A 26,290-nucleotide genomic window follows, 5' to 3' on the forward strand; every position below is an offset into this window, starting at 1 on the left:
GAGACGCGAACGGAGGAAGGGCCCATGACGACGTGCGAAGTCTGCGGCAACGACTACGAGATGGCCTTCGAAGTGCGGGCCGCCGGGGAGACGCACGTCTTCGACAGCCTGGAGTGCGCGGCCCAGCGTCTGGCTCCGATCTGCGACAACTGCAGCTGCCGGATCCTGGGCCACGGGCTGCAGGCGGACGGACAGTTCTTCTGCTGCGCCCACTGCGCGCGGCAGAAGGGCCACGCCCAACTGGTCGACCACGCCTGACACGTCGGACCGCGGTACTGGTCGAACCGGCTTGCGGAGGAGGCTGTGATGGAGGAGCACTTCGTCTGGGTGACGACACGCCGTCTTCGGCCGGGCGCGCTGGAGGAGTTCGAGAGGGCGTGGCGCCCGGCTCCCTACCCGCAGGGCCTGCTCCGTTCCTACGCGTACTGGTCCGACGACGGGCAGGAGGTCACCGGGGTGTCGTTCTGGGCCTCCCGGGAGGCGTGCGACGCGTGGCGGGGCTCCGGGCCGGAGGCGCAGCGGCGTGCGGCCATGGCCCCGTACGTCGTCGAGGAGCGGGAGGGTTTCTACCGCGGCCGTGAGCTCGCCGTCCCCCAGCGGTAGCGCCTCGGGCGGGCCGGGCGAGCAGCCGGCGGGCGGGTCAGGCGACGGGCGGTTTCCCGCTGGGGCGCAGGGTGAAGACCTGGTCGAGGCCGACGATGGTGAGGACGCGCAGGAGGGCGGGAGGGACGGCGGCCAGGACGATGTCGGCGTGGGCGGCGAGGGCGTGCTGGCGTGCGGCGAGCAGGGCGGTGATGCCGGTGGAGTCGCAGAACTCCAGACCGGACAGATCGAGGGTCAGGCACTGGCCCGGCCGCAGGGCAAGCCGCTCGGTCCGCTGCCGCAGGGCTGTGGCCCGGGCGTGGTCGAGTTCGCCGGTCACGTGGAGGACGGGTCCGGCGGCGGTGTCGCTGTGGGTGATGTTCAGCGGGGTCATCGTGGGTCATTCGTTGCCGGGTCGGCAGGAGCGGGGACGCCGAGGGCGAGCAGGGCGGTGTCGTCGTCGGGGCCGTCGCCGAAGCCTTCCAGCAGTTCGGTCAGCGCGGTGATCACCGCGTGGGGGGCGGCGGGGGCGTGGGCGGCGGCGAAGGCGAGCAGCGCCTCTTCGCCGTACAGGTCGTCGCGGGCCGGACCGGTGCGGGCCTCGGTGAGGCCGTCGGTGTAGAGCAGGAGGGTGTCGCCGGGGGCCAGGGCGGTCGTGGCGGTCGCGAAGGGAGCGGTGGGCAGGACGCCGACCAGCAGACCCCCCGGGGTGGGCAGGAACTCGGCCCGGCCGTCGGCCCGCAGGAGGAGTGCCGGGGGATGGCCCCCGGAGCCGAGGCGGACCGTTGTGCGGCCGTCGGTGCCGGGTTCCAGGATGCCGAAGAGGCAGGTGCAGTAACGGGGGTCGCCGCCGGCCGTGTACCGCTCGTGCAGGACGGCGTTCAGCGTGCTCAGCGCGGCGTCGGGTTCGGGGTCGTGATGGGCGGCGGCGCGCAGCGTGTAGCGGGTCAGCGAGGTGAGGGCGGCGGCCTGGGGGCCTTTGCCGCACACGTCGCCGAGGAAGAAGGCCCACCGGTCGCCGTCGATGGGGAACAGGTCGTAGAAGTCGCCGCCGAGCTGGTCGGGGGAGGCCGTGTGGTAGTAGACGGCCGTCTCCAGCCCGGGCAGGGCCGGCAGGCTGTCGGGCAGGAGGGACTTCTGCAGAACGGCGAGCGCGTCGGCCAGCCGCTCCCGGTCGGTCTCGGCCTGCCTGCGGGCCTGCTCCGCCTCCGCGCGTGCCCGTTCGGCCTCGGCATGTGCCCGTTCGGCGTCCTGGCGGCGGCGCAGGAGCTCCTCCTCGTAGGCGCGCCGGTCGGAGGCGTCGAAGACGGTGGTGCGAATCAGCAGGGGCTCGCCTTCGCTGCCGTGCTTGATCACGGAGGAGACCAGCACCGGCAGTCGGCCGCCGTGTGAGGTCTTCATCTCCAGGGCGATGCCGCGCAGTTCGCCCTGCATGCGCAGCAGTGGCGCGAAGTGTGTCTCGTGGTACAGCTTGCCGCCGACGGTCAGCAGGTCGACGAAGTGCCTGTGCCCCACCACGGCCTCGCGCTTCAGGCCCAGCCAGTTCAGCAGTGTGGCGTTGATCCTGGCGATGGTGCCGTCCATCAGGGTCGACAGGTACCCGCAGGGCGCCGACTCGTACAGCTCTTCGGCGCTGTCCTCCAGCAGGGCGGTGAAGGCCGCGTCCATGGCCGCCTCGTCACCCGTCCCGGACGGCTCGGGCACGCCGCCCGTGCGGCACATCACAGCCTGCTCTCAAGGAAGCCGAGGATCGCCTGCGCGGTGGCTTCCGGGGCGCTGAGCTGGGGGCAGTGCCCGGTGGCGTCGAGGGTGACCAGGTGGGAGGAGGGGATCGCGGCGTGGACGTGGGCGCCGACCTCACGGGGCGCGATGACGTCCTGGGCGCACTCCAGCACCAGGGTCGGCACGGTCACGTCCTTCAGGTCGTCCCGGCTGTCGGACAGGAAGGTGGTGCGGGCGAAGACGCGGGCGATGTCGGGGTCGGTGGCGCAGAAGCTGTTGGTCAGTTCCTTCCCCAGTTCGGGCCGGTCCGGATTGCCCATGATCAACGGTGCCATGGCGGACGACCAGCCCAGGTAGTTCGCCTCCAAGGAGGCCAGCAGCTCGTCGATGTCCTCCGCGGTGAAACCCCCGCGGTAGCCCTCGTCGTCGATGTAGCGGGGCGAGGGGGCCACCATCACCAGCGCGCCGATCCGCTCCGGTGCGGCCCGCGCTGCCAGCACCCCGGTCATGGCGCTGACCGAGTGCCCCACGAACACCGCCCGCTCGAGGTCCAGCGCCTCGCAGACCTCGGTCACGTCCTGGGCGTATCCGTCGAGCGAGGAGTACCGCTCCTGGCTCCAGGCGGACAGGTCCGAACCGCCGGAGCCGACGTAGTCGAACAGCACCACCCGGTACCGCTCGGCCAGTGCCGGCACGACCAGGCGCCACATGTTCTGGTCACAGCCGAAGCCATGTGCCAATACCAGCACCGGCGCGTCGGCTGGACCGGTGACCGTCACATTGTTCCTCCGGCGGACATCCATGCCGGCCATCCTCCCACCCGGCCCGAACAGTTCGAGAAGGCGGGTCACCGGGCACGGCCGCACGGCCGGCCCGCGTTCGTCCTCCGGGCACGGCCCCGAGGACGTCCGCCGCGCGTCACGGCTCACTCGCGAGCGGTCACTCCTCACCTACCGGATCAAGGCCACAGCGGACCTCGGTGTACGTGCCGGCCCACATCCTTCGCGAGCGCCCGCCGGCCGGAATCCCGGTTCCGGCCGGCCCGGCACCGATGCCTGCTCCGGCAACTCCACACGGGCAGCGTTCGCAGGTCAGGGACGGCGCAGAAGTGCGCTACGTCGGCACCACCCTCCCGCAGCCCAACGGTCACCACCTGATCGCGGAACGGTGCATGGGCCTGGAACACCGCAGCGGCCGGGACTCGTACGCGCTGCACGACGATCACGTCGCCCGACACGTGCGCACCGCGTCTCCCGTTCCGGCCCTCCCGTCAGGCCCAGGCGCGCGCGGTCCCGTCCGGACTCAGGGCGTCGAGGACGAGGGTGAGGCCGAAGGCGAACTCGTCGGCGTAGTCGTAGCCGGGTTTGAGGACGTGTTCGGTGGCCAGCTCGGCGAGGTGGGGGCAGGCGTCGGCCGGCATCTCGCGCAGGATGGCGCCCGCGACCTCGTCCACCTCCTCCGCGCCGCTGAACGGCAGGTTCAGCTCCTGGAGCACGAAGCCGTACAGATAGCTGTCGATCAGTGAGAAGGCGTGCGCGGCCATCGCGACGGAGAACCCTCCGGCGCGCAGCGCCCCGATGACGGCGTCGTGGTGGCGCAGGGTCGCCGGGCCGGGCCGGGAGCGCGACGCCCAGTCACACCCACCAGCAAGATCACGATCTACGGCTGGAGTACTGAGCCCCGCTTCGGGCCCGGAGCAGGACATGTGCAGATTCCTGGCGAATGGCACGGCTGTTGGGTAACCTGCGGCGCACGCATCACGGGCGGATGTCGGCGTGGGCGAGCACAGGGGAACCCGGCTTCACGGACTGCCCGTCGGCCGGGAGGCGGGGGGTACGGCAATGGACCGGCACACCGGGGACGGCGTGGAGAAGGAGTCCGTACAAACCCTGGACGGACTCGAGGAACTGCAGCGCCGACTCACCCGGCTCACGGCCGACGCGGGCGAACTGGCCGGGCTCCTGGAGCGAACCGCCGCCGTCGTCCGGGCCGGCACGATGCCCGACCAGCGGGTGGACGAAGCCCTGCAGGCGTTCCGCGCGGGATTCCGTGAACTGGATCAAGCCATCGCGGCTCTGGGCGGTCCGGCACTCCCGGCCGGCTCCGCCGCGGGGTCCCTCGCCGGGCTGGACGCGGCCCTCGGCCGTCGCGTGGATGCCGAAGCGGAAGCCATCCGTGCGGAGATCGCCGATCTCACGGCACAGCTCGAAGAGGCCAGGTTCGACCGGAGCCGCATCGTACTGAGCACGTTGATCGCGGAGTTGCGCGCGGATCTCGCCCGCTTGGAGGCTCTCTCGGACCTGGATCCCGCGGACCGGGACTGCGCGAGTGCGGCGCTGCCGGAGCCTCCTGGGACGCAGGACGCGGGCACCGACGGATCCGGCGGCGGTACCCGGCCGGCGGAGGAAGAGCCCGGGAAGTCCTCCGGTGTCGCGGAGGAAGTCCCGCACGCCGGGGAGGACGCACCAGCTGCGGGGACCGCGCGCCCCGTGGAGGGCGGCGCACCCTCCCGCCCCGGCGGCGAAACCCGGCCGAAGGAAGGCCAGCGCAGAACTCCGGCGGCCCTGCCCACGCACGTGAGCGGCAGTTACGTCCTCAGCGGGGTGCCGTCCGAGCTCACGAGTGCCCCGAAGATCTCGAGCTCGTTCGCTTCCGTCCCGGTCACCGGTGCGGGACAGGGCGGGCCGGGTTCCAGCCCGTTCCCTGTCCCGGCGCCGGTGCCCGCGCCCGCCCCGGAGCCCGATCCTCTTCCCATCGGCCGCACGGCGGAGGGCGGCCCGGACGATGCCCCGCGCCGGCCCCGTAACGCCCTCCTGCGCAAGCGCAGAACCGGAGGAGCGGCGGACGCGGACACGACGGAGGGGAAAGCGGCCGGGGAGGAGCCCGAGCACGACCGCCGCCCGTGGCGGGAAGACCGGATGACACGACTGGTCCGGGCAGGGCAACTCGACAGGGCGTACTGGCTGACCCACTGTTCCGACGAGCCGGAGGGGCGGGCGCAGACCCTGGCCTATCTGGCGGCGGCCTTCACGGCGGAGCAGGAGCCGTGGCAGGTGCAGTCTGTCTTCGAAGCGCAGCTGACCAGCACCGACGACGGAGACCTGGTCCTCCCCGACGGCCCGGCGTGCGCGACCGCGCTCGTCGCCCACCTGAGGTGCTCCCTCGCCCAGGGGTGGGGCACCGACCTGCGCCGCGACCTGCTGCAGCGGGTCGCGCTCGACGAGCCGTGGCAGCAGTTCGTGCACAAGGCGTGCGAGGCGTTGGGCAGCGGTCGTCCGCTCCTCACGACGGAGGAACCCGGCGGGGCGGACTCCGTTCTGGCCAGACGCGCGGAGCTGGGCGAACGGGCGCAGGCGCTGATCGAGGACTTCGCCGTACGGAGCACCCCCTACCCCCGCGCCACCAATGTGTTGCACCACCTGCTCGACCAGAAGACGGTGCTCGGCACCGGCGTCCGGGCGGTGGTGGACTGGGGCGCGCTGGACGACGGCGCGGAATGCGTCGAAGCCATCAGGAAGGCCGCCGCGGGACTGGCCAAGCCCCGGCAGGTCGACAGCGTCATCGAGGAAACCGACCGGCGCTACCGGTCCAGCAGCCAGGCCCGTAAGCCGATCGAGGCGAAGGCGCTGGTCGCGCTGCAGGACTCGGTGCGGGAGGTCGCCGCGCTGCTGCGTGCCGCAGTCACCGAGATCGAGGCGGCGGCCTCGCAGCCGTCGCGGACCACCCCGCACACCGACCTGTTCCGGCTCGCGGGGCAGATCGCGACGCGGGAACCCCTCTGCGTCGAGGAGGCGGCCGTCGGACTGCTGGCCGCCTGGATCCAGCACCCTTCGCACGACAGCGGTGGCCAGGAGCCCGTACGCCCGGCAGGGGACGGCAGCCGGTGCACCACCGAGCCGGACGTCTCCTGGCTGCTCCTCGCACCCGAACTGCCCAGGAACGCGGACGGCGTACCGGCGCACGCGGACCCCGCGGCGTACCCGGCGGTCGTACGGCTGCTGGACGGTCCGCCCTCCGCGGAGGAAGCGTTCGAAGCGTACGCCGCCGACGGGCGCCTGGACCTGGCGCGGAAACTGCTCGACGCCGAGCCGGCGTTGCTGGGCCCGCAGGACCCGTTCCCCCCGGAACTCACGGACCGCCTCCAGGAGCAGTGCGTCCTGTGGAGCAAGAAGCTCGGCCACCGGATCGAGATCGCGATCGCGGACTTCGAGACCGCGCGACGGCAGAACCTCACCCACGCCGACGACGAGCGGATCCGCGCCAGCCTGGACGCGCTGTCCAGTCGGCACCAGGCGCTGAGGGCCTCCGGAACCGCCGTCGACTACGGCGCACTGCTGCGCCAGGCGGACGAACTGCGCCGGCCGTCGGTGGAACGGATCAAGGCCCACCAGGCCGCGCTGGAGGACCGGCTGGACAGGACCCGGCTGGGCAAGGAGGACAAGCAGCGGGTCCGCCGGCTGCTGGAACGCAAGGACTGGGCGACAGCCTCGGAGCTGATCACCGAGGCGGAGCAGAAGAACCGGCTCCCGCAGGAACGCGACCTGGTCGCCGAGGATCTGCGCGGCTTCGTCAACCTGCTCAACACGGACACCTCCCGCATGGCCAAGGAGAACGCGGACGCGCGCTACCTGGCACGGCGCGCGTCCCGGCGTGACCGCCAGAGCGCGGAGGCCGAGGTCGCCCTGGAGGCCTGGGAGAGAATCCACGACCGGCGGTCCGGGGCCACCCGGCAGCGCAGCACCGACCTCAAGAGCGTGCTGCGGCTGCTGGGCCTGAACGCGCACAGCGTACGCGCCGACCAGGGCGCCAGCGGGCTCCAGGGAGTCCTGCGCTACGAGGTCTCCTGCGACATGAACCGGGTCGCCTCCCACGTGCCGGAATTCGGCTCCGGATCGGGAGGCGTGTTCCAAGTCCTGCTCGCCACCCGGCCCCTCACCGGTCAGAGCCCCGCCGACCTGCTCACCGGACAGGACCAGCTCAGGCCCACCCTGCTGCTCTGTCCCCAGACCTTCACACTGGCCCAGCGCTTCCGGTTCGCCGGCGCGCTGGCCCAGCACGTCACGCCCACGCTCGTCGTCGACCACGCCGTCATCGGCTGGATGGCCGCACGGGCATACGGCTCCTTCCAGCGTTTTCAGCGCGTCACCCTGCCCTGGAACCGCACCAACCCCTACCAGGACGCCGGGGTCGTCCCCCGGGAGATGTTCTACGGGCGTACCGCGGAGGAGGCGACCGTCCTCGACCCCCGCGGCGGGATGTTCCTGTACGGAGGCCGACAGCTGGGCAAGTCCGCCCTGCTGCGCCGGATCGAGGCGGAGTGGCAGGGCAGGGAGCACGAGATCGCCGTCTACATGGACCTGCGGGGCCTGGGCATCGGCGAGTCCCAGGGGCCCGACCGTATCTGGCAGCAGCTGCGCACGGCGCTCGCCCGGCATCCCGGCTTCGCCCGCGAGACCTCCCGCCTCGGTCGCAACGCCGGGCCAGAGGTCATCGCCCGTTCCGTCAAGAACTGGCTCGACGCCAACAGCGTGCGCCGGGTGCTGCTGCTGGCGGACGAGGCCGATCCCTTCCTGACGGCGGACTCCAACAAGGTGGCCACCCGCGGCGGCACCTCCGACTTCGTGGTGCTGCGCGCGCTGCGTCAACTCCGCGACGACACGGCCGGCCGGTTCAAGCCGGTCTTCGCCGGCCTGCACCAGGTGCAGCGGTTCGGCACCATGTCCAACACCCCCACCGTGCAGGGCGGCGTGGACGTGCTCATCGGCCCCCTCGATCCGGACTCCGCGCGGTCCCTGGTCGTCGAGCCGCTCGCTGCGCTCGGCTTCGTCTTCGGGCCGTCGGAGGAGGAGCGCAACCTCGTCTGGCGACTGCTGGCGGCGACCAACTACTACCCGCCGCTGATCCAGCTCGTGTGCCGCACGCTCGTCACCACGCTGCGCCAGCGGCTGGAGCGCACCGAGTCACACCCGCCCGTGCTCATCACCGAGGAGGACGTGGAACAGGTGATCACCGCTCGGGCCGTCCTGGACGGACTGCGCGACAAGCTGCGGATCACCGTCAACCTGGAGGACCGTTACCGGGTGCTCAGCCTGGTGACCGCCCGGATGGCCATCCAGGACAGCTACGCAGCCACCTACTCGGCCCGGACCATCCACGACGAGGCCGCCGCCGTGTGGGAGCCGGGGTTCCCCGAGCACACCGAGCAGGTGACGGCCGGCTACCTCCGGGAAATGGTGGGCCTCGGCATCCTGGTCGAGTCCCCGGAGGGGCCCGAAGGCCGCGGCTACACCATGCGCAGCCCGAACATGGTGAACCTGCTGTGGACCGTGGACGACATCGAGCGTGAGCTCAAGACCGCCGAGTTCGACGCCCCCTACGAGTACAACCCGCTCCAGGCCCGGCGCACGCTGGAGCTGGAAACCGACGGGTTGCGCCGGTTCAGCCCGCTCACCGACGGCCGGATCGCCGTACTGACCCAGGGCACGGGCCCCGTCACCGTGTTCGGCAGCCCGGCGCTCGGCAGCGCCCGGCTGGTCGACGCCCTGCGTGCCAAACTCGCGGCCGACCAGGTCAGCGAGATCAGGACCCGCCGCGGCACCGCCGAAGAGCGGGCGCATGACAGTACCGCTCACGTGGAATGCGTGCGGCCCGACGAGCTGGGCGAGTGGATCACCCGTAACTCCGCTCCGGGTGCGGAGACCCGCAAGCCGTCCCTGCTGGTGGTCGACCTGCTCGGCGCCGACGAAGCCGAGTGCGCCGAGGTGGAGGCCCGCCTCGCGCGGCGTGAGCTGGCCGAACGGCTGCGGTCCGTCCTGCTGCGTTCCAACCGTCAGGACGACCTGTGTTCCGAGAGCGACCAGGTGGTGCGCATGGAGCGCTGGACGATCGAGTCACTGCGGGCATGGCCCGAATGCGTCTACGACACGCCCGATCAGCGCAACCGGCTCATCGCCGCCACCGGAGGCTGGCCGGAGTTGGTGGAGGACGTGGTCGCTCGGGCGGCCTCGCACTCCATGCAGCGGACCGACGCCTGCGCTTGGGGACGCGACCGTCTGACGGATCCGCTGCTGGCCCGGGCCTTCATCGAAGCCGTCGGTTTCACCGAACGCCAGGTGGAGGTCCTGCGCGACTGGGTCGAGTACGCCTCCCTCGACGACCGGAGCGAGGGACTGCCGCTGACGGACGTCGCCGAGCTCCTCGCCGAACGCATCACCCCCGAGGAGGGCCCTCCGTTGGAGGCCGCCGAGCGCCTGCAGCGAGAACTGAGCGCCCTGCAGGTCCTCGACACGGTCAAGGACGGAGGGCTCCTGCTGGACTCCGCCGTCTGCACGGCACTTCACACCCTGCACACCACGGGCGCCGGTGATGCCGCAGGGTGACGCGCCGGATCCGCGTGCGGCGCCCGCGGATCCGGAAGACGCACGGACGGCGGTGCCGGGGCACGGTGCGACCGCCGTCCATCCGCTGACGGCCGGGCTGCCCGGTGTCCGGGATCACATGGGCGCCGTCGCCCGTGACCTGCACCACGGTCGCAGCTGCCTGTGGATCTTTCCCGACCATCTGGTCGAGAACGGCACCGCGGACCGGCTCTTCGCCGAGGTGGTCGCCGGCACGGCCGGCGCCCGCGTCGAGAACGTGCACGCCGAGCTCACGGAGACGGCGGTCCCCGGGCCGCGGGCCGGGAACCGCCCACCGCGCCGCAGCATCTGGGGCCCGCCCGCTCCGGGCGGCTCCCGTGACCTCGCTGCGGTCCCGTCGTTCGGCGCACGTCTCCAGCACGCCCTGGAGGCACGGGTGCCGGCGGAGGACGAGGACCCCCTGGAGCGCGTACTGGAGACGCTGCTCACCGGGGGCCGGACGGGAGCCCGCTGGTTCGTCAGCGCGCGCTCCTGGCTCGAACCCGATCTCGACGGCCTGGTGGCGTTGTACCAGCGGCTCACCCATCAGGTGCGGGCGGAGCCGCCGCCTGCCGAGTGCACCCCGCGCCTGCTGCTCGCCGCTCGGTACCGGGACATTCCCGCGGACCTCCCCGCCCGTTCGGATGCGGACACGGCGCGGATCCACTGGTGGTGGGGCGTCCTGGGACGGCTCGACGGTCTGACCGCCGCCGCTCACACCGAGGCGGCCCGGCCCTCCCTCGCGCTCCCGGCCGAGCGCGACGCCACCGGCAGCGACGGGCCGCCGACCAGCGGCATGCAGGCGACCAGCGACAAGCAGGCGATCCCGTCCGCCCCACCGGTCTCACCGGCTGAAGAGGCCTACACCCGCGCCGTGCGGACACAGCTGCGCAGAGAAGCCGCGGCCGAACTGGCCGGCCCGGACCTCTCCCTGCTGCCCGCCCTGCTCGCCGTTCCCGATCTGGGCGTCTGGGAGAGCGACGGGGCCGTGGTCAAGTCGATACGGGACGCTCTGTGCTGTCCTCCGGAAGGTCCTGTGGGCGCCCCGGCCGCCGACTGCCACCTCGAACCTGTCACCCCCGCTCCCGGGCAGAGCCTCCGGGACGCCTGGGCCGACGGCGCCGTCGAAGCCTGGGAGGGGCGGCTGCACGTCCGGATCACCGACCGGTTGCGCTCCTCTGGCGGCGGCCCGGCGGAACACCGGCTGACCGAAGACCTGCGCACCGCGGTATGGCGGGCGCAACTGCGCGTCATCTACCCGCTGCTGGCCTCGGGCCGTAGCCAGCTGCAGGACGCCTATCTACGGCTGAACCGGATGAGTGTGCAGGGCCTGCGCGACCGCGCCCGCCATCGGCTGCGTGGCCAGGGAAAGGACTACCGCGTGCCCTCCTCCGCGTCCCTGATGGAGCTCTCCGAACTGAGCTTTCTCATGAAGCTCTTCTCCGGCTCCCCCACCGATCTGCTCGCGTCGCTGTGCGAGGCTCTGCACAAAGCCCGCAACCATCTGGCCCACCACCAGTGCCTCGGCCGGCAGGATGTCGACGAGGTGTGCAGGGCGCTCGCCCGTCTCGACGGCATCGATGCGGCCCGCCCGCGTCCCCTCACCCTGCCCGGCCCGCGGCCGCCCGCTCCTGGCACCCGAGGTGTCCCGCTCGCTCTCCCGGACGTCGTTGAGCAGTGAGAACGTGGCCGAGCGCGAGGTCGGCGAGAGTCACACCACACTCGATTGGCAGACCCCTCCCCTGGCGCGTTGAAGGGGGACACCGGCGACAGGGGTGTCTCGGCGTCGAGCCAGGTCGATGAGGCGGACATGCGCCGCACCTTGGACGCTGCCTCCGGCAATGGCCGAGTGGTCCCTCAGACACTCGCACGAGTCGAGACAGCCCAGCCACGACCGTGTACGGCCCCGGACTTTGAACTCTCCGATGACAAAGTATGGACATGTCAAGCGGAAGTCTTCTACCTTGGCGGCGCAAGTGCAGCGCCACCGCAGCAGACCGGAGCGATATCCGGCACGGTCCGGTCCCCAGTTCGTGGAGGACCAATGTCCCATCGTCTGTTTCCGCGCGCCCGAAGACACTTCATCCCCCTGTTGGTCGGGGGCGTCCTGGCCGGCGGCCTGTGTTCCGCTCCGTCGGCTTCCGCCGCTCCCGCGGACGTCCCCCCTCAGGAGCCGGGAGTCACGCTCCGTGTGTTCGACGTGCAGACGCCGCTGAGCAAGCTGTGCACCCTGAAACCGGGCCAGACCCCCAACCACGACAAACTGATGCCGACCGTCGACTGGTCCACGGCCGCCGACTTCGGCGGGTTCGCCGACAACTTCGTCACCGAGACGTCCGGTTACCTGAACGTGCCGCGCGACGGCTCCTATTCGTTCCGTCTCACCAGTGACGACGGTTCACGGCTGGCCATCGACGGCGACACGGTGATCGATCACGACGGGCTGCACGGGAGCGAGCCGAAGGACGGCACGGTTCATCTCGCCGCCGGGCTGCATCCGTTGCGCATCGACCACTTCGAGCGGGACGGCGAGCAGCAACTCCGGCTGGCCTGGAAACCGCCGGGTGAAAGCGGCTTCACGGTCGTGCCCCGCGAGGCACTGAGCACCGACGCCGGTGTCGTCCGGGTCACCTCACCAGGCCGCAAGGAGTGCGAGGCGAGCGGCGACTCCCCCGGCGACGGCCTGCCCCTGACCTCCGTACGCCCCGACCTGACCCTCACCGACCTGCGCCCGGAGGGCTTCGAGCCGCAGGTCAGCGGCATGGACTGGCTGCCCGACGGACGTCTCGCGATCAGTACGTGGGGCGGCAGCGACAACGTTGCCGGAGAGGTGTACCTGCTGGACCACGTGACCGGCCGGACGAGCCGGGACAAGGTCACTGTGAAGAAGGTGGCGAGCGGACTCCGCGAGCCCATGGGCATCAAGTACGTGGACGGTTCGCTGTACGTCTCGCAGAAGCACGAGCTGACCCGGTTGGTCGACAAGGACGGCGACGAGGTGACCGACGAGTACCGCACGGTCGCCACCTGGCCGTACGGCCGGAACTTCCACGAGTTCGCCTTCGGTCTGCTCTACCGGGACGGCTACTTCTACGTGAACCTCTCCGTCGCCATCAACCTCGGCGGCGCGACCACCACTCCGCAGCCCGCGCCCGGCCGCGGAGTCACGTACAAGGTCAGCAGGAAGACGGGGAGCATCAGTCCGGTCGCAGGCGGTCTGCGGACCCCCAACGGCATCGGCTGGGGCCCCGGCGGCGGCATCTTCGCCACCGACAACCAGGGCGGATGGCTTCCCGCGTCGAAGCTCGTGCAGATCAAACAGGACCGCTTCTTCAACCATTACACCGAGCCGTCGGGCCCCTTCGACAACTCCCCCGTCACCGAGCCGGTGCTGTGGCTGCCGCAGAACGAGATCGCCAACTCGCCCTCCACTCCGCTGTACCTGAAGAAGGGCGGCTTCGCCGGCCAGATGCTGCTGGGCGACGTCACCTACGGCGGCCTGCAGCGCGCCTGTCTGGAGAAGGTGGAGGGCCAGTACCAGGGAGCCGTCTTCCGCTACACCCAGGGGCTCGAAGCCGGCGTCAACCGCATCACCCTGGGCCCCGACGGCGCGATCTACGTCGGCGGCCTGGGCGCCGACGGCAACTGGGGCCAGGAGGGCAAACTCAGGTTCGGCCTGCAGAAGCTGGCACCGAACGGCAAGAACACCTTCGACATTCAGTCGATGCGTGCCGTGCCCGGTGGTTTCGACCTGACCTACACCCAGCCCGTCTCCGCCGCCACCGCCGAACAGCTCGCCGCTCACTACCGTGCCGAGCAGTGGCGTTACACGCCGACCGCGGACTACGGAGGCCGGAAGATCGCCGAGGAACCGCTTCCCGTGCGTTCGGCGACGCTTTCGAAGGACGGCCGTACCGTCAAGCTCCGGCTGGACGGTCTGAAGCCGGGCCGCGTGGTCCACGTCCGTTCCCCGCGTCCCTTCACCTCGGCCTCCGGTGAACCGCTGTGGAGCACCGAAGCCTGGTACACCCTCAATCGGATGCCCGGCAAGCAGCCGCCCCCCGCCACACGGTACGAGGCCGAAGAGGCACGCCTCACCGGCACCGCCGGCATCAACACCGACCACGTGGGCTATTCCGGCAGCGGTTTCGTCGACCGTTACGCCACCGAGGGCAAGGTCGCCACGACCTTCGACGTGACGGTCCCGAAGGCCGGCGCCTACGACGTCAACCTGCGCTATGCCAACGGGCCGAACCCGTTCCGGGGCACCAAGACCCTTTCCCTGTACGCCAACGGGAAGAAGGTGCGGCAGACGAAGCTCGCCTCCACGGGCGACTGGGACTCCTGGTCGACACGGACCGAGAAGCTGGTGCTGCGTGCCGGACACAACACGATCGCCTACCGGTACGACCCCGGCGACACCGGACATGTCAACCTCGACCTGATCACCGTCCATCCGCACAAGGCCCGGATCACCCTCTTCGACGGGACGGCCGCCTCGCAGACCCAGTGGCAGCACACGGACGGGAGACGCCCGCAGTGGCCCCTCACCGACGAGAAGTCGATGGAGGTGTGCTGCGGGGACATCCGCACCACGGACGCGTACCAGGACTTCACTCTGCATGTGGAGTTCCGCGTCCCACTGCTTCCCCCCGATGTCACCGGACAGGACCGCGGAAACAGCGGCATCTTCCTCCAGGACCGCTACGAGCTCCAGATCCTCGACTCCTACGGTGACACCTCGCCGGCCGCCGACGAGGCCGGGGCGATCTACCTGAAACGGGCGCCCGACACGAACGCGGCGACAGCGCCCGGGACCTGGCAGACCTATGACATCGTCTTCCACTCGGCTCGCTACGACGACGACGGCCGTAAGACCGCCGACGCCCGCGTCACGGTGGTGTGGAACGGCAAGAAGGTCCACGACGACGTGGCCCTCGACGGACCGACCGCGTCGGGCAGAGCGGAAGGCCCCGCCGCGGGAGCGATCCGGTTGCAGGACCACGGGAACAAAGTCAGGTTCCGCAACATCCGGATAGCACCACTGACATGACCCTCGACCGGGTCCGGGCGAAGAGTCCCTCTGCGCCCGGACCCGGCGTCCGGACATGGACATCGGAGGTCGTCGCCCTGATCGGGACCAGTGGGTGTCACACCGCTCGTGGTCAACACCCCCGGGGTGCGTGCCGAGTCACGGCCGGTCCGCCCTGTCCGTCGCCGGAACCGGGCTTCACCGGTACGGGATGAGACAGAGGCCGTCCGTCTCGTCCGCGCCCGTGCCCGCGCCCGCGCCCGCCCAGGCGGTACTACCGGTGGAACGGTCCTGTCACCGCGAAGGTCGTGCCGGGGCTGTAGCAGTTGACGTACATCGTCCTTCCGTCCGGTGCGAACGTGACGCCCGCGAACTCGCCCCACTCCGGAGCCTCGGGCGTGCCGGTGTTCTGGCGGTTGCGGGCCATGGCGTACACCTCGCCGCGGCGGGTCACGCCGAACACGTGCTGCGCGCCGTCGCCGTCCTCGCAGACCATGAGACCGCCGCCAGGGGCGAGGCAGATGTTGTCCGGCGACTCGCCGGGCAGTTGTACGTCCGTGTCCGGACCGAAGACGACAACGAGCGTGAGGCGGCGTCTTGTGGGGTCGTAGCGCCAGACCTGCCCGAAGTGGTCCGCGGCGGAGCCCTCCGCCCTGTGCGCGAAGGAGGACACGAAGTACACGCACATCCCGCCCCAGTAGCAGCCCTCCAGCTTCTGGGCGTGCGTGATGCCCTTCGGCCCGAAGTCCTGCAGCCGGATGGGGGTCTGGACGGCGAGCGGGTCGGGGACGTCCACCCACTCGACACCGTCGAAGGAGGCGCCCGTCTCCTGGATGGAGGAGAGGTCCGGTAGGCCGGGGACGCGCATCGCCTGCAGTCGGCCGCCCGCGCGCAGCGAACCGATGCCGCCGAGCGGCTTGTTGGGCAGGAACCGGTAGAAGAGACCGAAGGGCCGCTGGAAGGCGTCCTCGGTCTCGTAGACGACGCCCCGCCGGGGGTCGATCGCGATCGCTTCGTGCTGGAAGCGGCCCATGGCGGTGAGCGGTACGGCCCCGGTGCGGTGGGGATCGACCGGATCGACCTCGAAGACGAAGCCGTGGTCCTTGGTGTAGCCGCTGGTGCCGGCTTTCTCCTCGGTCTCCTCGCAGGTCAGCCAGGTGTCCCAAGGGGTCGGCCCACCCGCGCAGTTGACGGCCGTACCGGCGATCGCGACCCGCTCGGACACGACGCTGCCGCGGCCGTCCAGGGTCAGGGCCGTGCACCCGCCCTTGCCGGCGGGGTCGTAGGTGATGCCCTTGACGGCCGGGACGGCAATCCGCGCCGTAGGACGGTTCTCGTGGTTGCGTACGAGGTGCACGCGGCCGCCTCTGCCCGCGAAGGCGGACATGCCGTCGTGGTTGCTGGGAACGGCCCCCTCCCCGGAGCGGAGTTGGTCGCCCTCGCGGGAGAGCACCCGGTAGCGGAAACCTTTCGGCAGGTCGAGCAGGCCGTTCGGATCGGGAACGAGGGGGCCGTGGCCGGAGCGGCCGAGCGCGCTCGCCGTACCCGCGAAGAGCTCCGAGAGCACTCCGGTGAACGCGATGCCCACCCCCACGGCGCCGGAGCGGGCGAGTACTTGGCGTCGATTCGCCCAACGGCTGTTACCGGGCGTGCCGTCGGACCTGGTTTCGGGCATGGGGCAGCCTTCCTGCTGGCGGACAGGAACTGTGACCCCGCCGTGTCTACCACCCGACACCGGCCTCGGGAACCACGCGTGCGGCACGGTCAGCAGCCCGGCCGGGGCGCGGGCGCGCGGCTCGGTGGCACGGCCGACACCGCGGGCCCGCTCCCTGTAGCCGTCGGGCCACCTGGTCGGCGGAGCAATGAGGCTGACCCGCCCTCAGCACGAGTGCCATTTCAGCGTCAGGACATCGCCCGTGACGCGCATCCCATACTTCTCATGACGCGTCATGGGGAACAGGTCACAAGGCGTACCGCTGTCCCGGTCCACGTTGCCCGGCGGACCGTGCGCGGTTCAACGCGGCGCCGCGTTCACCCTCACTCGCACGCTCACGCCCGAACCATGTGTACGAGGCAGTGGCCGACACTCCAACGACTGCTCCCGCTGCCGTCGACGCGGCGGCCCGTCGATCGCCCGAAGGGCCTGCTCCCGCTCGGTCTCCGCCCTGGCCGCCGGCTCATCCGTGACGCGCCCCAGCTCCTCCACGTCCGCGGGCAATCAGCCCTCACCGACCAGGTCAAGACGGGCCTGCGTCTCCCTGGGCCGGCGACATGTGAGTGTCTGGCCAGGCCCCGGGCAGCGGCGTACAGTCCGTGTGGTTCTCGGGCCACAAGCCGTTCCGGGCAGCACGGCGGTTTCCCAGCAGGTCAACGACAGAGTTCGGCCACCCCACCACACACCGCCGACGTCACACTCAGTCAGCCCTCCACGGAAAGTGGGCCAGAACCGGATCAGGCACACATTCCGTGAGGACGGTCAACGGCGTTCGGCCTCGGTGCCGCAACGTCATCTGGACCCAGGGTGGATGTTCCGGACAGGGCTGGTGCGTTGTCCACGAACGTTCGCCGGGTGGGGGTTCGGCCTGGCGGGTGCTGGCGGTGTGGGGGTGGGGGCCTCATCGTTGGTGGCGACGTGATCGCCGTCGAGGGTGAGGTCGTGGATGGCAGAGCCGGTCAGGGCACGGCGGTTGACTGATCACGAGGGTCAGCGGCTGCAGCAGATTGTTCGGCGGGGCCGGCATGAGTCGGTGCGGGTGCGCCGGGCGCTGATCATCATGGCCTCGGCGTCTGGCACGCCCGTGACGGCGAGCCGCGACCTGTAGTCCGCGAAGACCGGGAGTAGCCGGCGCTCCAGTGTGGACCACAGCGATGAGATGGACGACACGTCGTTCCAGCCTCCGTGTCGTACTCCGAAGCGAACCGGCGTCAGGTCGGGCAGCTGGGCGAACCACGGCACAGGGTACCTCGCTCGTCCGAGGGCAACTGGCTTGCCCTGGCAACGTCCTGCCCGCACCTTGTACCCGGGGGCGGACCGCGGGTAAGCAGGGATGACGTCTCGGATGACGAAGAGGGGACCATGCACACCCACAGGCAACCGGAACAGACGAACTCCGCCGGATCCGCCCAGCGTATGGCCAAACCAGCCGGAAACGCGCGTCCGGCGCCGGCCCCCTCACCCCGGCGGCCACTGCGGCCCGCCGCGTTGCAGGAGCTGCAACGGACCCTCGGCAATGCCGCCGTGGCCAGGATGGTGGCCGACCAGGCGGCCGACGAGCAGTCGGCGATGACCAAGGTCGAGGCCGTGACCCGGGCAGCGGGCAGCCCCCTGCGGGCGGACGTCCAGCACGCCATGGAGCAGGCGTTCGGCGGTGAGGATTTCAGTGACGTGCGCGTGCACGTCGACCGCGGCTCCGCCGAGGCGGTGGGTGCCAAGGCCTACACCACGAAGACCAACCACATCGTCTTCCGCAGCGCCGCAGACATGGACGCCCACACCGTGCGCCATGAACTCCAGCACGTCCGGCAGCAGCGGGCCGGTGGGGTCCCCTCCGGCGTCAGCCACCCCGAGGACGCCCTGGAACGCGACGCCGAGAGCACCGCGACGAGACTCGGGCACGGCGCACCGGACGTCCAGCGCGTACCGGCCTCGCCGCACCATCACGCACCGGCGCCGGCCGGAACCGGCACGGTTCAGCGGGTGAAACTCACCGACCCGCCGTTCTGGCAGGCGTGGGCCGGCCCGGGCGCCCGCTTGACGTCCGAGCAGAAGACTTTTGTGTGGCAGACGCTCGGCGCTCTGGCGAAGGAACGACACAAGCTCGTCAGGACCTTGAGCGTGCAGGAGGCTGTGGACCTGCTCAAAGCCGCCGAGGTGACCCCGGAGTCCCTGGCAGAGCACATGGCCCGGCAAGAGCAGCAGGCGCGGGATCGGTACCCGGAGGAGGCCCAGGACACTGTCGCAGCCGCCGCTGCCAAGTGGGAGGCTCAGGACCCGAAGCCGGAGCTCCCCCTTCTCGAAACGGTGGCCTTCGATATCGAGGGCATGGGCCGAGGGACCATCGCTCTGCTCAAGCGCCGCGGTCAGTCCCCCTCCTACCCCAAGATGCTCTCGTGGTTCTCCCACGGCTACGAAGACCGTCATCCGATCACCATCGACACGGCGCGGAAGTACGCGTTCGCCGTACGGGAAGAGCAGAGCCTGGACCGTACGGTGGGCACCGTGGAGGACTGGAAATCCCTGCCGGGTGCGCTGGACACGTCCGACATCAAGCTCACCACGTCCGCGCCGGGCGAATACGTGCAACCCCACTCCGCGTTCGAACTCAAACAGCAGATCGACCGCGTGATCTCGCTGGTCGAGCACTGTGACGTGGCCGTCCTGCTGGACTACCACTGGGCCGGTAACGTGGCGGAGGAGCACGCTGGCGCGCGCGCCGCCGACACCCCCGCGCTGGCCACCATCATCGAACGGACACCGAAGCTGGCCCGCTACGAGTCCTTGCTGATCTACGCGTGCCGGACGCCGTGGAGCGTCAACTCGGCGGCCGAGGGCAGCTCCCTGCTCAAGGCGCAGTACGCCAAGGAACTCAAGGCCGCAGGAAAGTCCGTGGAGGAGGCGGAAGCCATGGTGAAGGCGAGATACACCGGCGGTCCCACCAAGGGCGTCGTCCACCGCTAGTGGAAGTACCGGATGCCGTGGATGCGGTGATAGGTGGCCGGCAGCCGGTCCGGCTTCTTCTTCCGTGCCCAGCCGGACCCGTGGCAGGGACGGATGGACAGCGGGCCGAACTGGTCGAACGCAAAGCACCGGTCCAGGAAGTGGCTGGTCACGTGCTCGATGCGATCGAGTTTGGCGTCCTTGTCCGGGTCGCTGGACTCCTTCCAGGTGCGAGTGCGCTGGAAGGAGATCCCGTTGTCGTGCAGGATCTGCCGCAGCCGCTCGCGCCGCAGGACCGCGCCCTTCTCGTTCTGCGGGGCGGCGTCGTACTCGGCCACGATCCGCAGCTTGTACTCGGGGCTGAAAGTGCGGCGCTTCAGCCGGGGAGCCGGGTCGGATCCAGCGGACTTGCTGCTGGTCATGAGGGGGTGGTTCTCCTGTCGTGCCCTCTCAGGCTAACCCGGCGAAGCGGGACGTCTCACCCAAGGCTGACAGAGAGGGAGGTGGCTCTGAACGCCCCCGGAAGGGGTCATGTGGATGTCGGGCCACAAGCCGTTCTTGATTCTTGAAGTCCATAGCCCCGGATTCAATCGGTCGTCGCAACACCGGCTTCCTGGACCGGTAGCAGATGCTCGTTCAAGGCTTCGGCGGGTGTCTTCCAACCGAGTTTCTTGCGGAGCCTGTTGTAGTGAGTGCGAGTGCAACGGCCTCGAGTTCGTCGGCCTCCCATCGGGACAGGTCCGTGCCCTTGGGGAAGTACTGCCGCAGCAGGCCGTTGACGCTTCTACGTCAAGCAACGAGCTCATGCTGCGTGATGTGGTGTTGCCGGGAGGCTCGGTCTTGGACCATCGCGCGATGGATGACATCGATCAGATGGCGTTTGAGTACGCGTCGAGCTCCTCGGACGTCCTTCGTCGGCGTGTGGCGGGCCAGTAGCTCCCGCGCGCCGGGGTGGAACCGCTGCTGGACGATCGCTGTGGTGTAGAGCAGGCTGTTCAGCCGGCGGTTGCCGCCGCGGTGCAGTCGGTGGCGTTCCCTGTCGGAGGAGTAGACGGGGATCGGAGCGCATCCGGTGTAGCGAGCGAGCTTGGCCGAGCTGGCGAAGCGGGTGATGTCGCCGATCTCGGCGAGGAGGACCGCCGCGGAGACATGGCTGATCCCGGTGATCTCCAGCAGCGCGGGCGCCAGAGGGCTGACAAGCTCTTTGATCGTGGCCTCAAGGTCGCGGATCCGCCGGTTCAGACCGTCTATCTCGCCGAGCGTCTCGGCCAGTACGCGGTGGACGTGAGGGCTTGTCCGCGAGGTGTCCAGGAGCGTCGTCAGTGAGGCGAGGCCGGGAGTACGGGTGAGGTCACCGGGGTGTGGTCGAGCGGTGGCGATGGCGGCACGCGCGACCGCGGTGGCGTCGTCGGGGTCGGACTTGGAGCCGGTGGCGGCGTGCAGCTTGTGGTGAGCGGTCATCAGCCGGGTGGGGACCCAGACCACTTCGTGGCCGGCCAGCAGCAGTCCATCGGCCAGGCCGCGAGCGAAGCCACGGCCGTCCTCGATGGCCCAGGTCAACGGAATCCTTCTGGGCCCGGGTCCAAGTGGAACTGCTCAACCGCCGACGATGGCGCACCCGGCTGGGGTTGTCCACGGCCCTGTTCGAGTACTTGGAGATCTTCCACAACCGTCAGCGTAGGAATTCCGCCTTGAAGATGCCCAGCCCGGTGGAGTACGAACTGCGTACAACACCTGTAGGCTGAAATCAGCTACCTCGACTCCACGCAACTCGGGACAGACCCATTCGAGTCGGGGCGGATCAATCGCCAAGTGGCCATTGACGCACCATGCCAGATTCAAGAGGCACAATCATCATGCGCCATGCGCCATGCATCATGCGGCGCCGACGGGTGGGTCAACCTTGGTGCTATACGTCACCACATGCCATTCAGTATGTGTGAAGCTGAGGGTGTATCGCGCGTCTTGCCACGGCAAGGACAGCCTTTACCGCCGACGCGAAGAGAGCAATGACACCTACGCCACCGTTCGCCTCAAGCAGCTTTTCACCCGGGAAGGCCCGGGTTGCCCACAGGAGGAGCACTTGCCCCAGCCCGCAGTCCTACCGCTTACTCCCCCCGTCTCTTTCCAGAACCAGGGCGGCCGGAATGTTCTCCCGCAGATGGAGTCCTGGCGCTTCCTGCTCGTAGAGCCCGACGAGCGGTGGTCGCAGCCGCTCACTCAGATTTTACGACGCAATGGGCACAACCCACACGTAGTCGCCGACGGGGCATCAGCACTCAAGGAGCACCACCGACACGATGCCGTCCTGCTCGACCTGGAACTGCCGGACGTGGACGGGCTGGAGGTGTGCCGGGCCATCCGGGTGGTCTGTGACACCCCCGTCTTCGCTGTCACCTTCCGGGACAGTGAGCTGGACCGGGTACTGGGATTCCAGGCCGGAGTCGATGACTACGTCGTCAAGCCGTACGGGGCGCCAGAGTTGCTGGCCCGTATCTCAGCCGTGATGCGGCGAGCGCGGCCCCACCGACCCGCGAGTCCCCATATGCGGCTGGGGCCGCTCACCATTGAACGGGAGACCCGCTCGGTCCTTCTTCACGGGCGTACCGTACCGGTCACGCTCAAGGAGTTCGAGCTGCTGCTGCTCCTGGCCTCCCAGCCCGGAACCGTGGTGTCCCGACGCCAGATCCTCCAGCAGGTCTGGCAGGACATCGACGTCCGGCGCAGCCGCACCATCGACACCCATGTCAGTAGCCTGCGCCGGAAGCTCGGCTCGGGAAGCTGGATCATCACGGTTCGAGGCGTCGGCTTCAAACTGGAAAACGGCTCACAGCGTCCCGACTGATCGGCCGGCCGGCCCCCGAGTCCGCCGGGTGGACGGGTACGCCACGACTTTCCACGCCTCCGTGAGCCACTTCCGACATTCCTGGGGCGACGTCTCGCTCTCGGCCTCTCGATCACCGCTGTCCCGGCGCGACCCGCGTCGGGACAGTCGTCGGTACTTCCCGACCGCTCCGGGCGCGCGAGAAGACCCAGGCGGCCAGCACTGCGGCCAAGCAGACGGCTCCCGAGACAGACAGGGCGCCACGGGCCCCCGACCGTTCGGCCAGCCAGCCGGTGAGCAGCGCGCCGAAGGGAGCCGTTCCTTGGAAAATGAGGGTGTACTGACTTCGGCGCTTTGAGGTCACGGTGGTGACAGTCCGGTCTCGGCCAGGAAGCCGTCGAGTGTCGTGGGCCGGTACTGCAGGCTCTTGAGCCGATTGCGGACCAAGGACGCGAGCCGGCCCACCGTTCCGGCGGTGAGGTTGGCCAGGCTTCTCTTGCACTGCGACCACACACCCTCCACCGGATTCAACTCCGGCGCATACGCGAACAGCAAGAAGTCCGTCAACCAGGTCCGCACGGCAACCAGTTGCTGCATCACCTTCGAGGTGTGGGTGCCCAACCGAGCCCAGACCAGGACGATCGGAGCCTTCACCAGCCGATGCGCGCTGTCGACCAAGTGGATGCAGCCGTTCTCCGACAGGCTGCACCACTCACCCTTGCCGCCGCGGTGGACCCGCAGGCGGTAGCACAGCCGGGTCCGCGACCCGGGCCGCATCGCGATCAGTCCCGCCATGGAGATCCGGCCCGAACTCCGGCGGCCGGACACCCTCACCAGCGGGGTGTGTCCGCGTCGGCCCCTGGGGGCACCCCCGGGCGGAGCCTGGGGGAGTGCGCCCCTGGCCAGCAGCAGCGGCCGGCCTCGTCCTCGAAGCAGATCCAGCCGCCATGAGCAGCCGCCTCTTGTCCAGGCGGTCGGCCATTCCGCCGCCCACCAGCGTCAGTAGCAGGACAGGCGTGAACTGGGCGGCCGTGACCACGCCCAGCGCTGTTGCGGATTCGCCGGTCATCCGCAGCACGAGCCAGTCCTGGGCGGTGAACATCATCCAGGTGCCGGCGACCGAAGCGAGCTGGCCCAGCGCGAAGAGCCGGAAGTTGCGTACCCACAGCGAGGCGGTCATGTTCCGCAGGAGCCCCGTACGCATCACGGTGCCCCCGCCTCCGCGAGCGCCAGGCACTCCTCCAGGAAGACGAGAACCCGCAGATGATAGGTGCGGGCTGTCCTCCCCAGGCTGATGTTGTGCCCCGCGTCCGCCAGGTGCTCGGTCCGGGTCAGCGGTGAGTTCAGCCGGGCCATCATGACCTTTACGGTCCGCGGGTCGCTGCGCCACCACCGCTCGTGTTCGGCGAAGGTGAAGCGCACCGGTACCCGGACGTCCCGAGCCACACGGGGATACACATCCGGCCAGCGGGATATCTCGCGGGCCTCCCGCTCCGGGACGGAGGTGACCAGCGCGCCGGCGAGCTGAAAGGTTCCGGGTGGATAGAGCGCCAGCGGACCCCAGTGCATCCGGTGGGGATGGCGGCCGTCACCCATGGTCAGTTCCTGCGGGGACACGGCCCACCGGTCGCCGATGCCGGAAACATCCACCCCCAGCAGCCCGCCTTCCGTCCAGCGTGCCGCTGTGCACAGTGCTGCCTTCCCGCCCAGGGAGTGTCCGACGAGGAGGACACCCGCATCGCAGGAACGGCTCAGCCGGTACGTCGTCACCGCGGCAAGCAGGCACTCTGCCTGCTCCGCCAGCCCCATGCCCTCGGGTAGTTGCGCGGCCGAACGGCCGTAACCGGGGCGGTCCAGCGCAAGGGCGGCGTACCCACAAGAGGCCGCCAGAGAGAGCAGTGAAGTGGCGGGGTCAGCCCGGCCGTGAAAGTACCCGGCCCGCATACCCCCTCCGTGGAGGGCGACCAGCAGGGCGCGAGGCCGGGACTTCGGCTGCGCGAGCAGTCCGGAGAGGGTGATGCCGCCAGCCTCCAGGGTGATCTCGTGGACCGCGTGCTCGTCGCCGGATACCGGCGCGGCATTCGGAGGGCCGGGCAGGGACATGGTGACAGCTCCCTCGTCGGACGGGCCGGCAGGAGTACCGGTGTGCGGCGGACCGTCAGAACGCCGGTCCGGTGAATTCCGCCGCATCGTGGAATTATGTGACTTCCTTGCGCGAAGGCCTCTATGCCATCGCCCTTCTGTATTCACGTCAGTCGAGACCCCGTACGATGTGCGGCTCGAAGACGAATTCGTCCTCGTCGTCCAGAGCGCCTGTGGGAACCAGCGGAATACGGCTGTCGTGGTTCCCGTTTTCCCCGGTCTCTTTCTCAGGGTCTCCCTCGTGGTTCACCGAAATCTCCTCAGGATGGAAGAGGCTATGGGATGGCCGGCGGTTCATGAAGTCTTCGCCGTTGACTCACTGCGGCAGATTGCCGTGTTTGCGGATCGGCAAGTCGGACTGTTTGTCGCGCAGCATGGCCAGCGAGCGAACGATGACCTGCCGGGTCTCGGAAGGGTCGATGACGTCGTCGACGAGACCACGCTCGGCTGCGTAGTACGGGTGCATCAACTCGTCCCGGTACTCCTGGATTCTGCGGGCCCGTATCTCCTCGGGATCCTCGGCGGTCGTGATCTCCTTGCGGAAGATGACGTTGGCCGCGCCCTCCGCGCCCATGACGGCGATCTCGTTGCCCGGCCAGGCCAGAGCCAGGTCCGCGCCGATGGAACGGGAGTCCATGACGATGTACGCCCCGCCGTACGCCTTGCGCAGCACCAGGGAGATCCGGGGAACGGTCGCGTTGCAGCAGGCGTGCAGGAGTTTCGCTCCGCGCCGGATGATGCCGTTGTGCTCCTGGGTGACACCGGGCAGGAAGCCCGGCACATCCACCATGGTGACCAACGGAATACTGAAGGCGTCGCAGAACTGCACGAAGCGCGCAGCCTTCTCACTGGCGTCGATGTCGAGTACGCCGGCTGACGACGCGGACTGGTTGGCGACGATTCCGGCTACCTCCCCGCCGAACCGTGCCAGGACGCATACGATGTTCCGCGCCCAGTCCGGGTGGACGTCGAAGAACTCACCGTCATCGACGATCTCCTTGATGACTGCTCGTACGTCGTAGCTGCGGCCGGGATCGACGGGGACGAGGTCCAGCAGTGCCTCGGTAGAGCGGGTGGCGGGATCACCGGTGTGGGCGGACGGCGGCAGCTCCCGGTTGTTGGACGGCAGCAATGAGAGCAGATAGCGCACATCCGTCAGGCAGGTCTCCTCGTCGTCGTAGGCGCCGTGGCACACCCCGGAGACCGTCGCGTGGACGTCGGCACCGCCCAAGCCGTTCTGGTTGATGTCCTCTCCGGTTACCGTCCTCACCACGTCCGGTCCGGTGATGAACATCTGGGACGTGTCCCGAACCATGAAGACGAAGTCGGTGAGGGCCGGCGAGTACGCCGCTCCCCCCGCGCAGGGGCCCAGCATCACACTGATCTGCGGGATCACTCCGGACGTCTTTGTGTTGCGCCGGAAAATGCCACCGTAACCGGCGAGCGCGGACACGCCTTCCTGGATGCGAGCCCCGGCGCCGTCGTTGAGCGACACCAGCGGTGCCCCCACCGCCATGGCCATGTCCATGATCTTGTGGATCTTCTCCGCGTGCGCCTCTCCGAGGGCTCCGCCGAAGACCCGGAAGTCGTGGGCGTAGACAAAGACGGTACGACCTTCGGCCGTGCCCCAACCCGTGATCACGCCGTCGCCACAGGGCCTCTTGGCCTTGAGGCCGAACCCTCTCGCCCGGTGTCGGCGCAGCGGCTCCACTTCGGTGAACGAGCCCTTGTCCAGGAGCAGTTCAATGCGCTCGTGCGGCGTCAGCTTGCCCCGGGCGTGCTGCTTTCGGGTGGCCTCGGTGTCGGGGCCCTGTCGTGCGGCCTCCTTGCGCGCGGCGAGTTCCGCCAGTCGCCGCGTGTGCGGTGCAGCGGTGTCATCGATGACGGTCATGGGCCTCCTCGGGATGCCATGGTCGGTTGCGCACCCACGGTAA

At 69.7% G+C, this 26,290-nt stretch carries 16 protein-coding genes and 5 pseudogenes; 8 read left to right on the forward strand and 13 right to left on the reverse strand.

Going from position 1 to position 26,290, the window contains the following annotated elements:
• Positions 1–24 precede the first annotated feature (24 nt).
• On the forward strand, positions 25–258 hold the full coding sequence (locus RH94_RS20005; RefSeq protein WP_073948893.1) for a hypothetical protein: 234 nt from the start codon (positions 25–27) through the stop codon (positions 256–258).
• A gap of 48 nt (positions 259–306) precedes the next feature.
• Positions 307–603 (forward strand): antibiotic biosynthesis monooxygenase, encoded by a 297-nt coding sequence (locus RH94_RS20010; protein ID WP_073948894.1) that lies wholly within the window; start codon positions 307–309, stop codon positions 601–603.
• 37 nt (positions 604–640) lie between these two features.
• On the opposite strand, the gene RH94_RS20015 is transcribed toward RH94_RS20010, so the two are convergent.
• From RH94_RS20015 to RH94_RS20030, 4 genes and pseudogenes are all read right to left on the reverse strand, one after another.
• Positions 641–976, reverse strand: coding sequence for an STAS domain-containing protein (locus RH94_RS20015; protein ID WP_073948895.1), 336 nt, complete (start codon positions 974–976; stop codon positions 641–643).
• Positions 973–2,304, reverse strand: coding sequence for a PP2C family protein-serine/threonine phosphatase (locus RH94_RS20020; protein ID WP_073948896.1), 1,332 nt, complete (start codon positions 2,302–2,304; stop codon positions 973–975). Before RH94_RS20020 ends, RH94_RS20015 begins: the two co-directional genes overlap by 4 nt.
• On the reverse strand, positions 2,304–3,107 hold the full coding sequence (locus RH94_RS20025; RefSeq protein WP_073948923.1) for an alpha/beta fold hydrolase: 804 nt from the start codon (positions 3,105–3,107) through the stop codon (positions 2,304–2,306). The genes RH94_RS20020 and RH94_RS20025 overlap by 1 nt, the downstream gene beginning before the upstream one ends.
• A gap of 467 nt (positions 3,108–3,574) precedes the next feature.
• A pseudogene (locus RH94_RS20030) lies at positions 3,575–3,931 on the reverse strand (TetR/AcrR family transcriptional regulator C-terminal domain-containing protein); the annotation flags it as partial.
• Positions 3,932–4,145: 214 nt separating this feature from the next.
• On the opposite strand from RH94_RS20030, the gene RH94_RS20035 reads away from it, so the two are divergent.
• From RH94_RS20035 to RH94_RS20045, 3 genes are all read left to right on the forward strand, one after another.
• Positions 4,146–9,683 (forward strand): hypothetical protein, encoded by a 5,538-nt coding sequence (locus RH94_RS20035; protein WP_073948897.1) that lies wholly within the window; start codon positions 4,146–4,148, stop codon positions 9,681–9,683.
• Positions 9,684–9,735: 52 nt separating this feature from the next.
• On the forward strand, positions 9,736–11,382 hold the full coding sequence (locus RH94_RS20040; RefSeq protein ID WP_073948898.1) for a hypothetical protein: 1,647 nt from the start codon (positions 9,736–9,738) through the stop codon (positions 11,380–11,382).
• 363 nt (positions 11,383–11,745) lie between these two features.
• Complete coding sequence (locus RH94_RS20045; protein ID WP_073948899.1) at positions 11,746–14,754, forward strand: family 16 glycoside hydrolase; 3,009 nt, start codon at positions 11,746–11,748, stop codon at positions 14,752–14,754.
• A gap of 253 nt (positions 14,755–15,007) precedes the next feature.
• Here RH94_RS20045 and RH94_RS20050 read toward each other — a convergent pair whose 3' ends face one another.
• Positions 15,008–16,408, reverse strand: a complete 1,401-nt coding sequence (locus RH94_RS20050; protein ID WP_073948900.1) for an alkaline phosphatase PhoX — start codon at positions 16,406–16,408, stop codon at positions 15,008–15,010.
• Positions 16,409–17,980: 1,572 nt separating this feature from the next.
• Between RH94_RS20050 and RH94_RS20055 the strand changes: the two genes are divergently transcribed.
• The gene (locus tag RH94_RS20055; protein WP_234425900.1) at positions 17,981–19,411 is read left to right on the forward strand and encodes an eCIS core domain-containing protein; all 1,431 of its coding nucleotides are present in this window, start codon (positions 17,981–17,983) and stop codon (positions 19,409–19,411) included.
• Here the strand turns inward: RH94_RS20055 and RH94_RS20060 are convergent.
• From RH94_RS20060 to RH94_RS20070, 3 genes and pseudogenes are all read right to left on the reverse strand, one after another.
• A pseudogene (locus RH94_RS20060) lies at positions 19,411–19,692 on the reverse strand (IS630 family transposase); the annotation flags it as partial. The gene RH94_RS20055 and the pseudogene RH94_RS20060 sit on opposite strands and share 1 nt — an antisense overlap.
• A 284-nt stretch (positions 19,693–19,976) precedes the next feature.
• Positions 19,977–20,173, reverse strand: a pseudogene (locus tag RH94_RS43975) (IS30 family transposase); the annotation flags it as partial.
• Between the two features lie 6 nt (positions 20,174–20,179).
• The gene (locus tag RH94_RS20070) at positions 20,180–20,950 is read right to left on the reverse strand and encodes a transposase (protein ID WP_073948902.1); all 771 of its coding nucleotides are present in this window, start codon (positions 20,948–20,950) and stop codon (positions 20,180–20,182) included.
• Positions 20,951–20,964: 14 nt separating this feature from the next.
• Between RH94_RS20070 and RH94_RS46725 the strand changes: the two are divergent.
• Positions 20,965–21,135, forward strand: a pseudogene (locus RH94_RS46725) (IS3 family transposase); the annotation flags it as partial.
• A gap of 194 nt (positions 21,136–21,329) precedes the next feature.
• The gene (locus RH94_RS20080; protein WP_324614293.1) at positions 21,330–22,235 is read left to right on the forward strand and encodes a response regulator transcription factor; all 906 of its coding nucleotides are present in this window, start codon (positions 21,330–21,332) and stop codon (positions 22,233–22,235) included.
• 339 nt (positions 22,236–22,574) lie between these two features.
• On the opposite strand, the gene RH94_RS20085 is transcribed toward RH94_RS20080, so the two are convergent.
• The 5 genes and pseudogenes from RH94_RS20085 to RH94_RS20100 form a co-directional block, all read right to left on the reverse strand.
• Positions 22,575–23,009, reverse strand: a complete 435-nt coding sequence (locus RH94_RS20085) for a transposase (protein WP_107428772.1) — start codon at positions 23,007–23,009, stop codon at positions 22,575–22,577.
• A gap of 133 nt (positions 23,010–23,142) precedes the next feature.
• Positions 23,143–23,394: pseudogene (locus tag RH94_RS43980) on the reverse strand (MFS transporter); the annotation flags it as partial.
• A gap of 23 nt (positions 23,395–23,417) precedes the next feature.
• On the reverse strand, positions 23,418–24,317 hold the full coding sequence (locus RH94_RS20095) for an alpha/beta hydrolase (protein WP_079189115.1): 900 nt from the start codon (positions 24,315–24,317) through the stop codon (positions 23,418–23,420).
• A 148-nt stretch (positions 24,318–24,465) separates the two neighbouring features.
• On the reverse strand, positions 24,466–24,606 hold the full coding sequence (locus RH94_RS40805; RefSeq protein ID WP_158073074.1) for a hypothetical protein: 141 nt from the start codon (positions 24,604–24,606) through the stop codon (positions 24,466–24,468).
• A 66-nt stretch (positions 24,607–24,672) separates the two neighbouring features.
• A complete protein-coding gene (locus RH94_RS20100; protein WP_073948905.1) occupies positions 24,673–26,247 on the reverse strand; it encodes an acyl-CoA carboxylase subunit beta in 1,575 nt (524 codons plus the stop codon).
• Positions 26,248–26,290 lie beyond the last annotated feature (43 nt).

The sequence above is a fragment of the Streptomyces kebangsaanensis genome (assembly GCF_001906585.1).
GTDB lineage: Bacteria > Actinomycetota > Actinomycetes > Streptomycetales > Streptomycetaceae > Streptomyces > Streptomyces kebangsaanensis.

Excerpts from the sequence above, each read along its gene's own strand:
- RH94_RS20005 (WP_073948893.1), top strand. The coding sequence starts at position 25 with ATGACGACGTGCGAAGTCTGCGGCAACGACTACGAGATGGCCTTCGAA.
- RH94_RS20010 (WP_073948894.1), top strand. The coding sequence starts at position 307 with ATGGAGGAGCACTTCGTCTGGGTGACGACACGCCGTCTTCGGCCGGGC.
- RH94_RS20015 (WP_073948895.1), bottom strand. The coding sequence starts at position 976 with ATGACCCCGCTGAACATCACCCACAGCGACACCGCCGCCGGACCCGTC.
- RH94_RS20020 (WP_073948896.1), bottom strand. The coding sequence starts at position 2,304 with ATGTGCCGCACGGGCGGCGTGCCCGAGCCGTCCGGGACGGGTGACGAG.
- RH94_RS20025 (WP_073948923.1), bottom strand. The coding sequence starts at position 3,107 with ATGGATGTCCGCCGGAGGAACAATGTGACGGTCACCGGTCCAGCCGAC.
- RH94_RS20035 (WP_073948897.1), top strand. The coding sequence starts at position 4,146 with ATGGACCGGCACACCGGGGACGGCGTGGAGAAGGAGTCCGTACAAACC.
- RH94_RS20045 (WP_073948899.1), top strand. The coding sequence starts at position 11,746 with ATGTCCCATCGTCTGTTTCCGCGCGCCCGAAGACACTTCATCCCCCTG.
- RH94_RS20050 (WP_073948900.1), bottom strand. The coding sequence starts at position 16,408 with ATGCCCGAAACCAGGTCCGACGGCACGCCCGGTAACAGCCGTTGGGCG.
- RH94_RS20055 (WP_234425900.1), top strand. The coding sequence starts at position 17,981 with ATGGTGGCCGACCAGGCGGCCGACGAGCAGTCGGCGATGACCAAGGTC.
- RH94_RS20085 (WP_107428772.1), bottom strand. The coding sequence starts at position 23,009 with ATGGCGGGACTGATCGCGATGCGGCCCGGGTCGCGGACCCGGCTGTGC.
- RH94_RS20095 (WP_079189115.1), bottom strand. The coding sequence starts at position 24,317 with ATGTCCCTGCCCGGCCCTCCGAATGCCGCGCCGGTATCCGGCGACGAG.
- RH94_RS20100 (WP_073948905.1), bottom strand. The coding sequence starts at position 26,247 with ATGACCGTCATCGATGACACCGCTGCACCGCACACGCGGCGACTGGCG.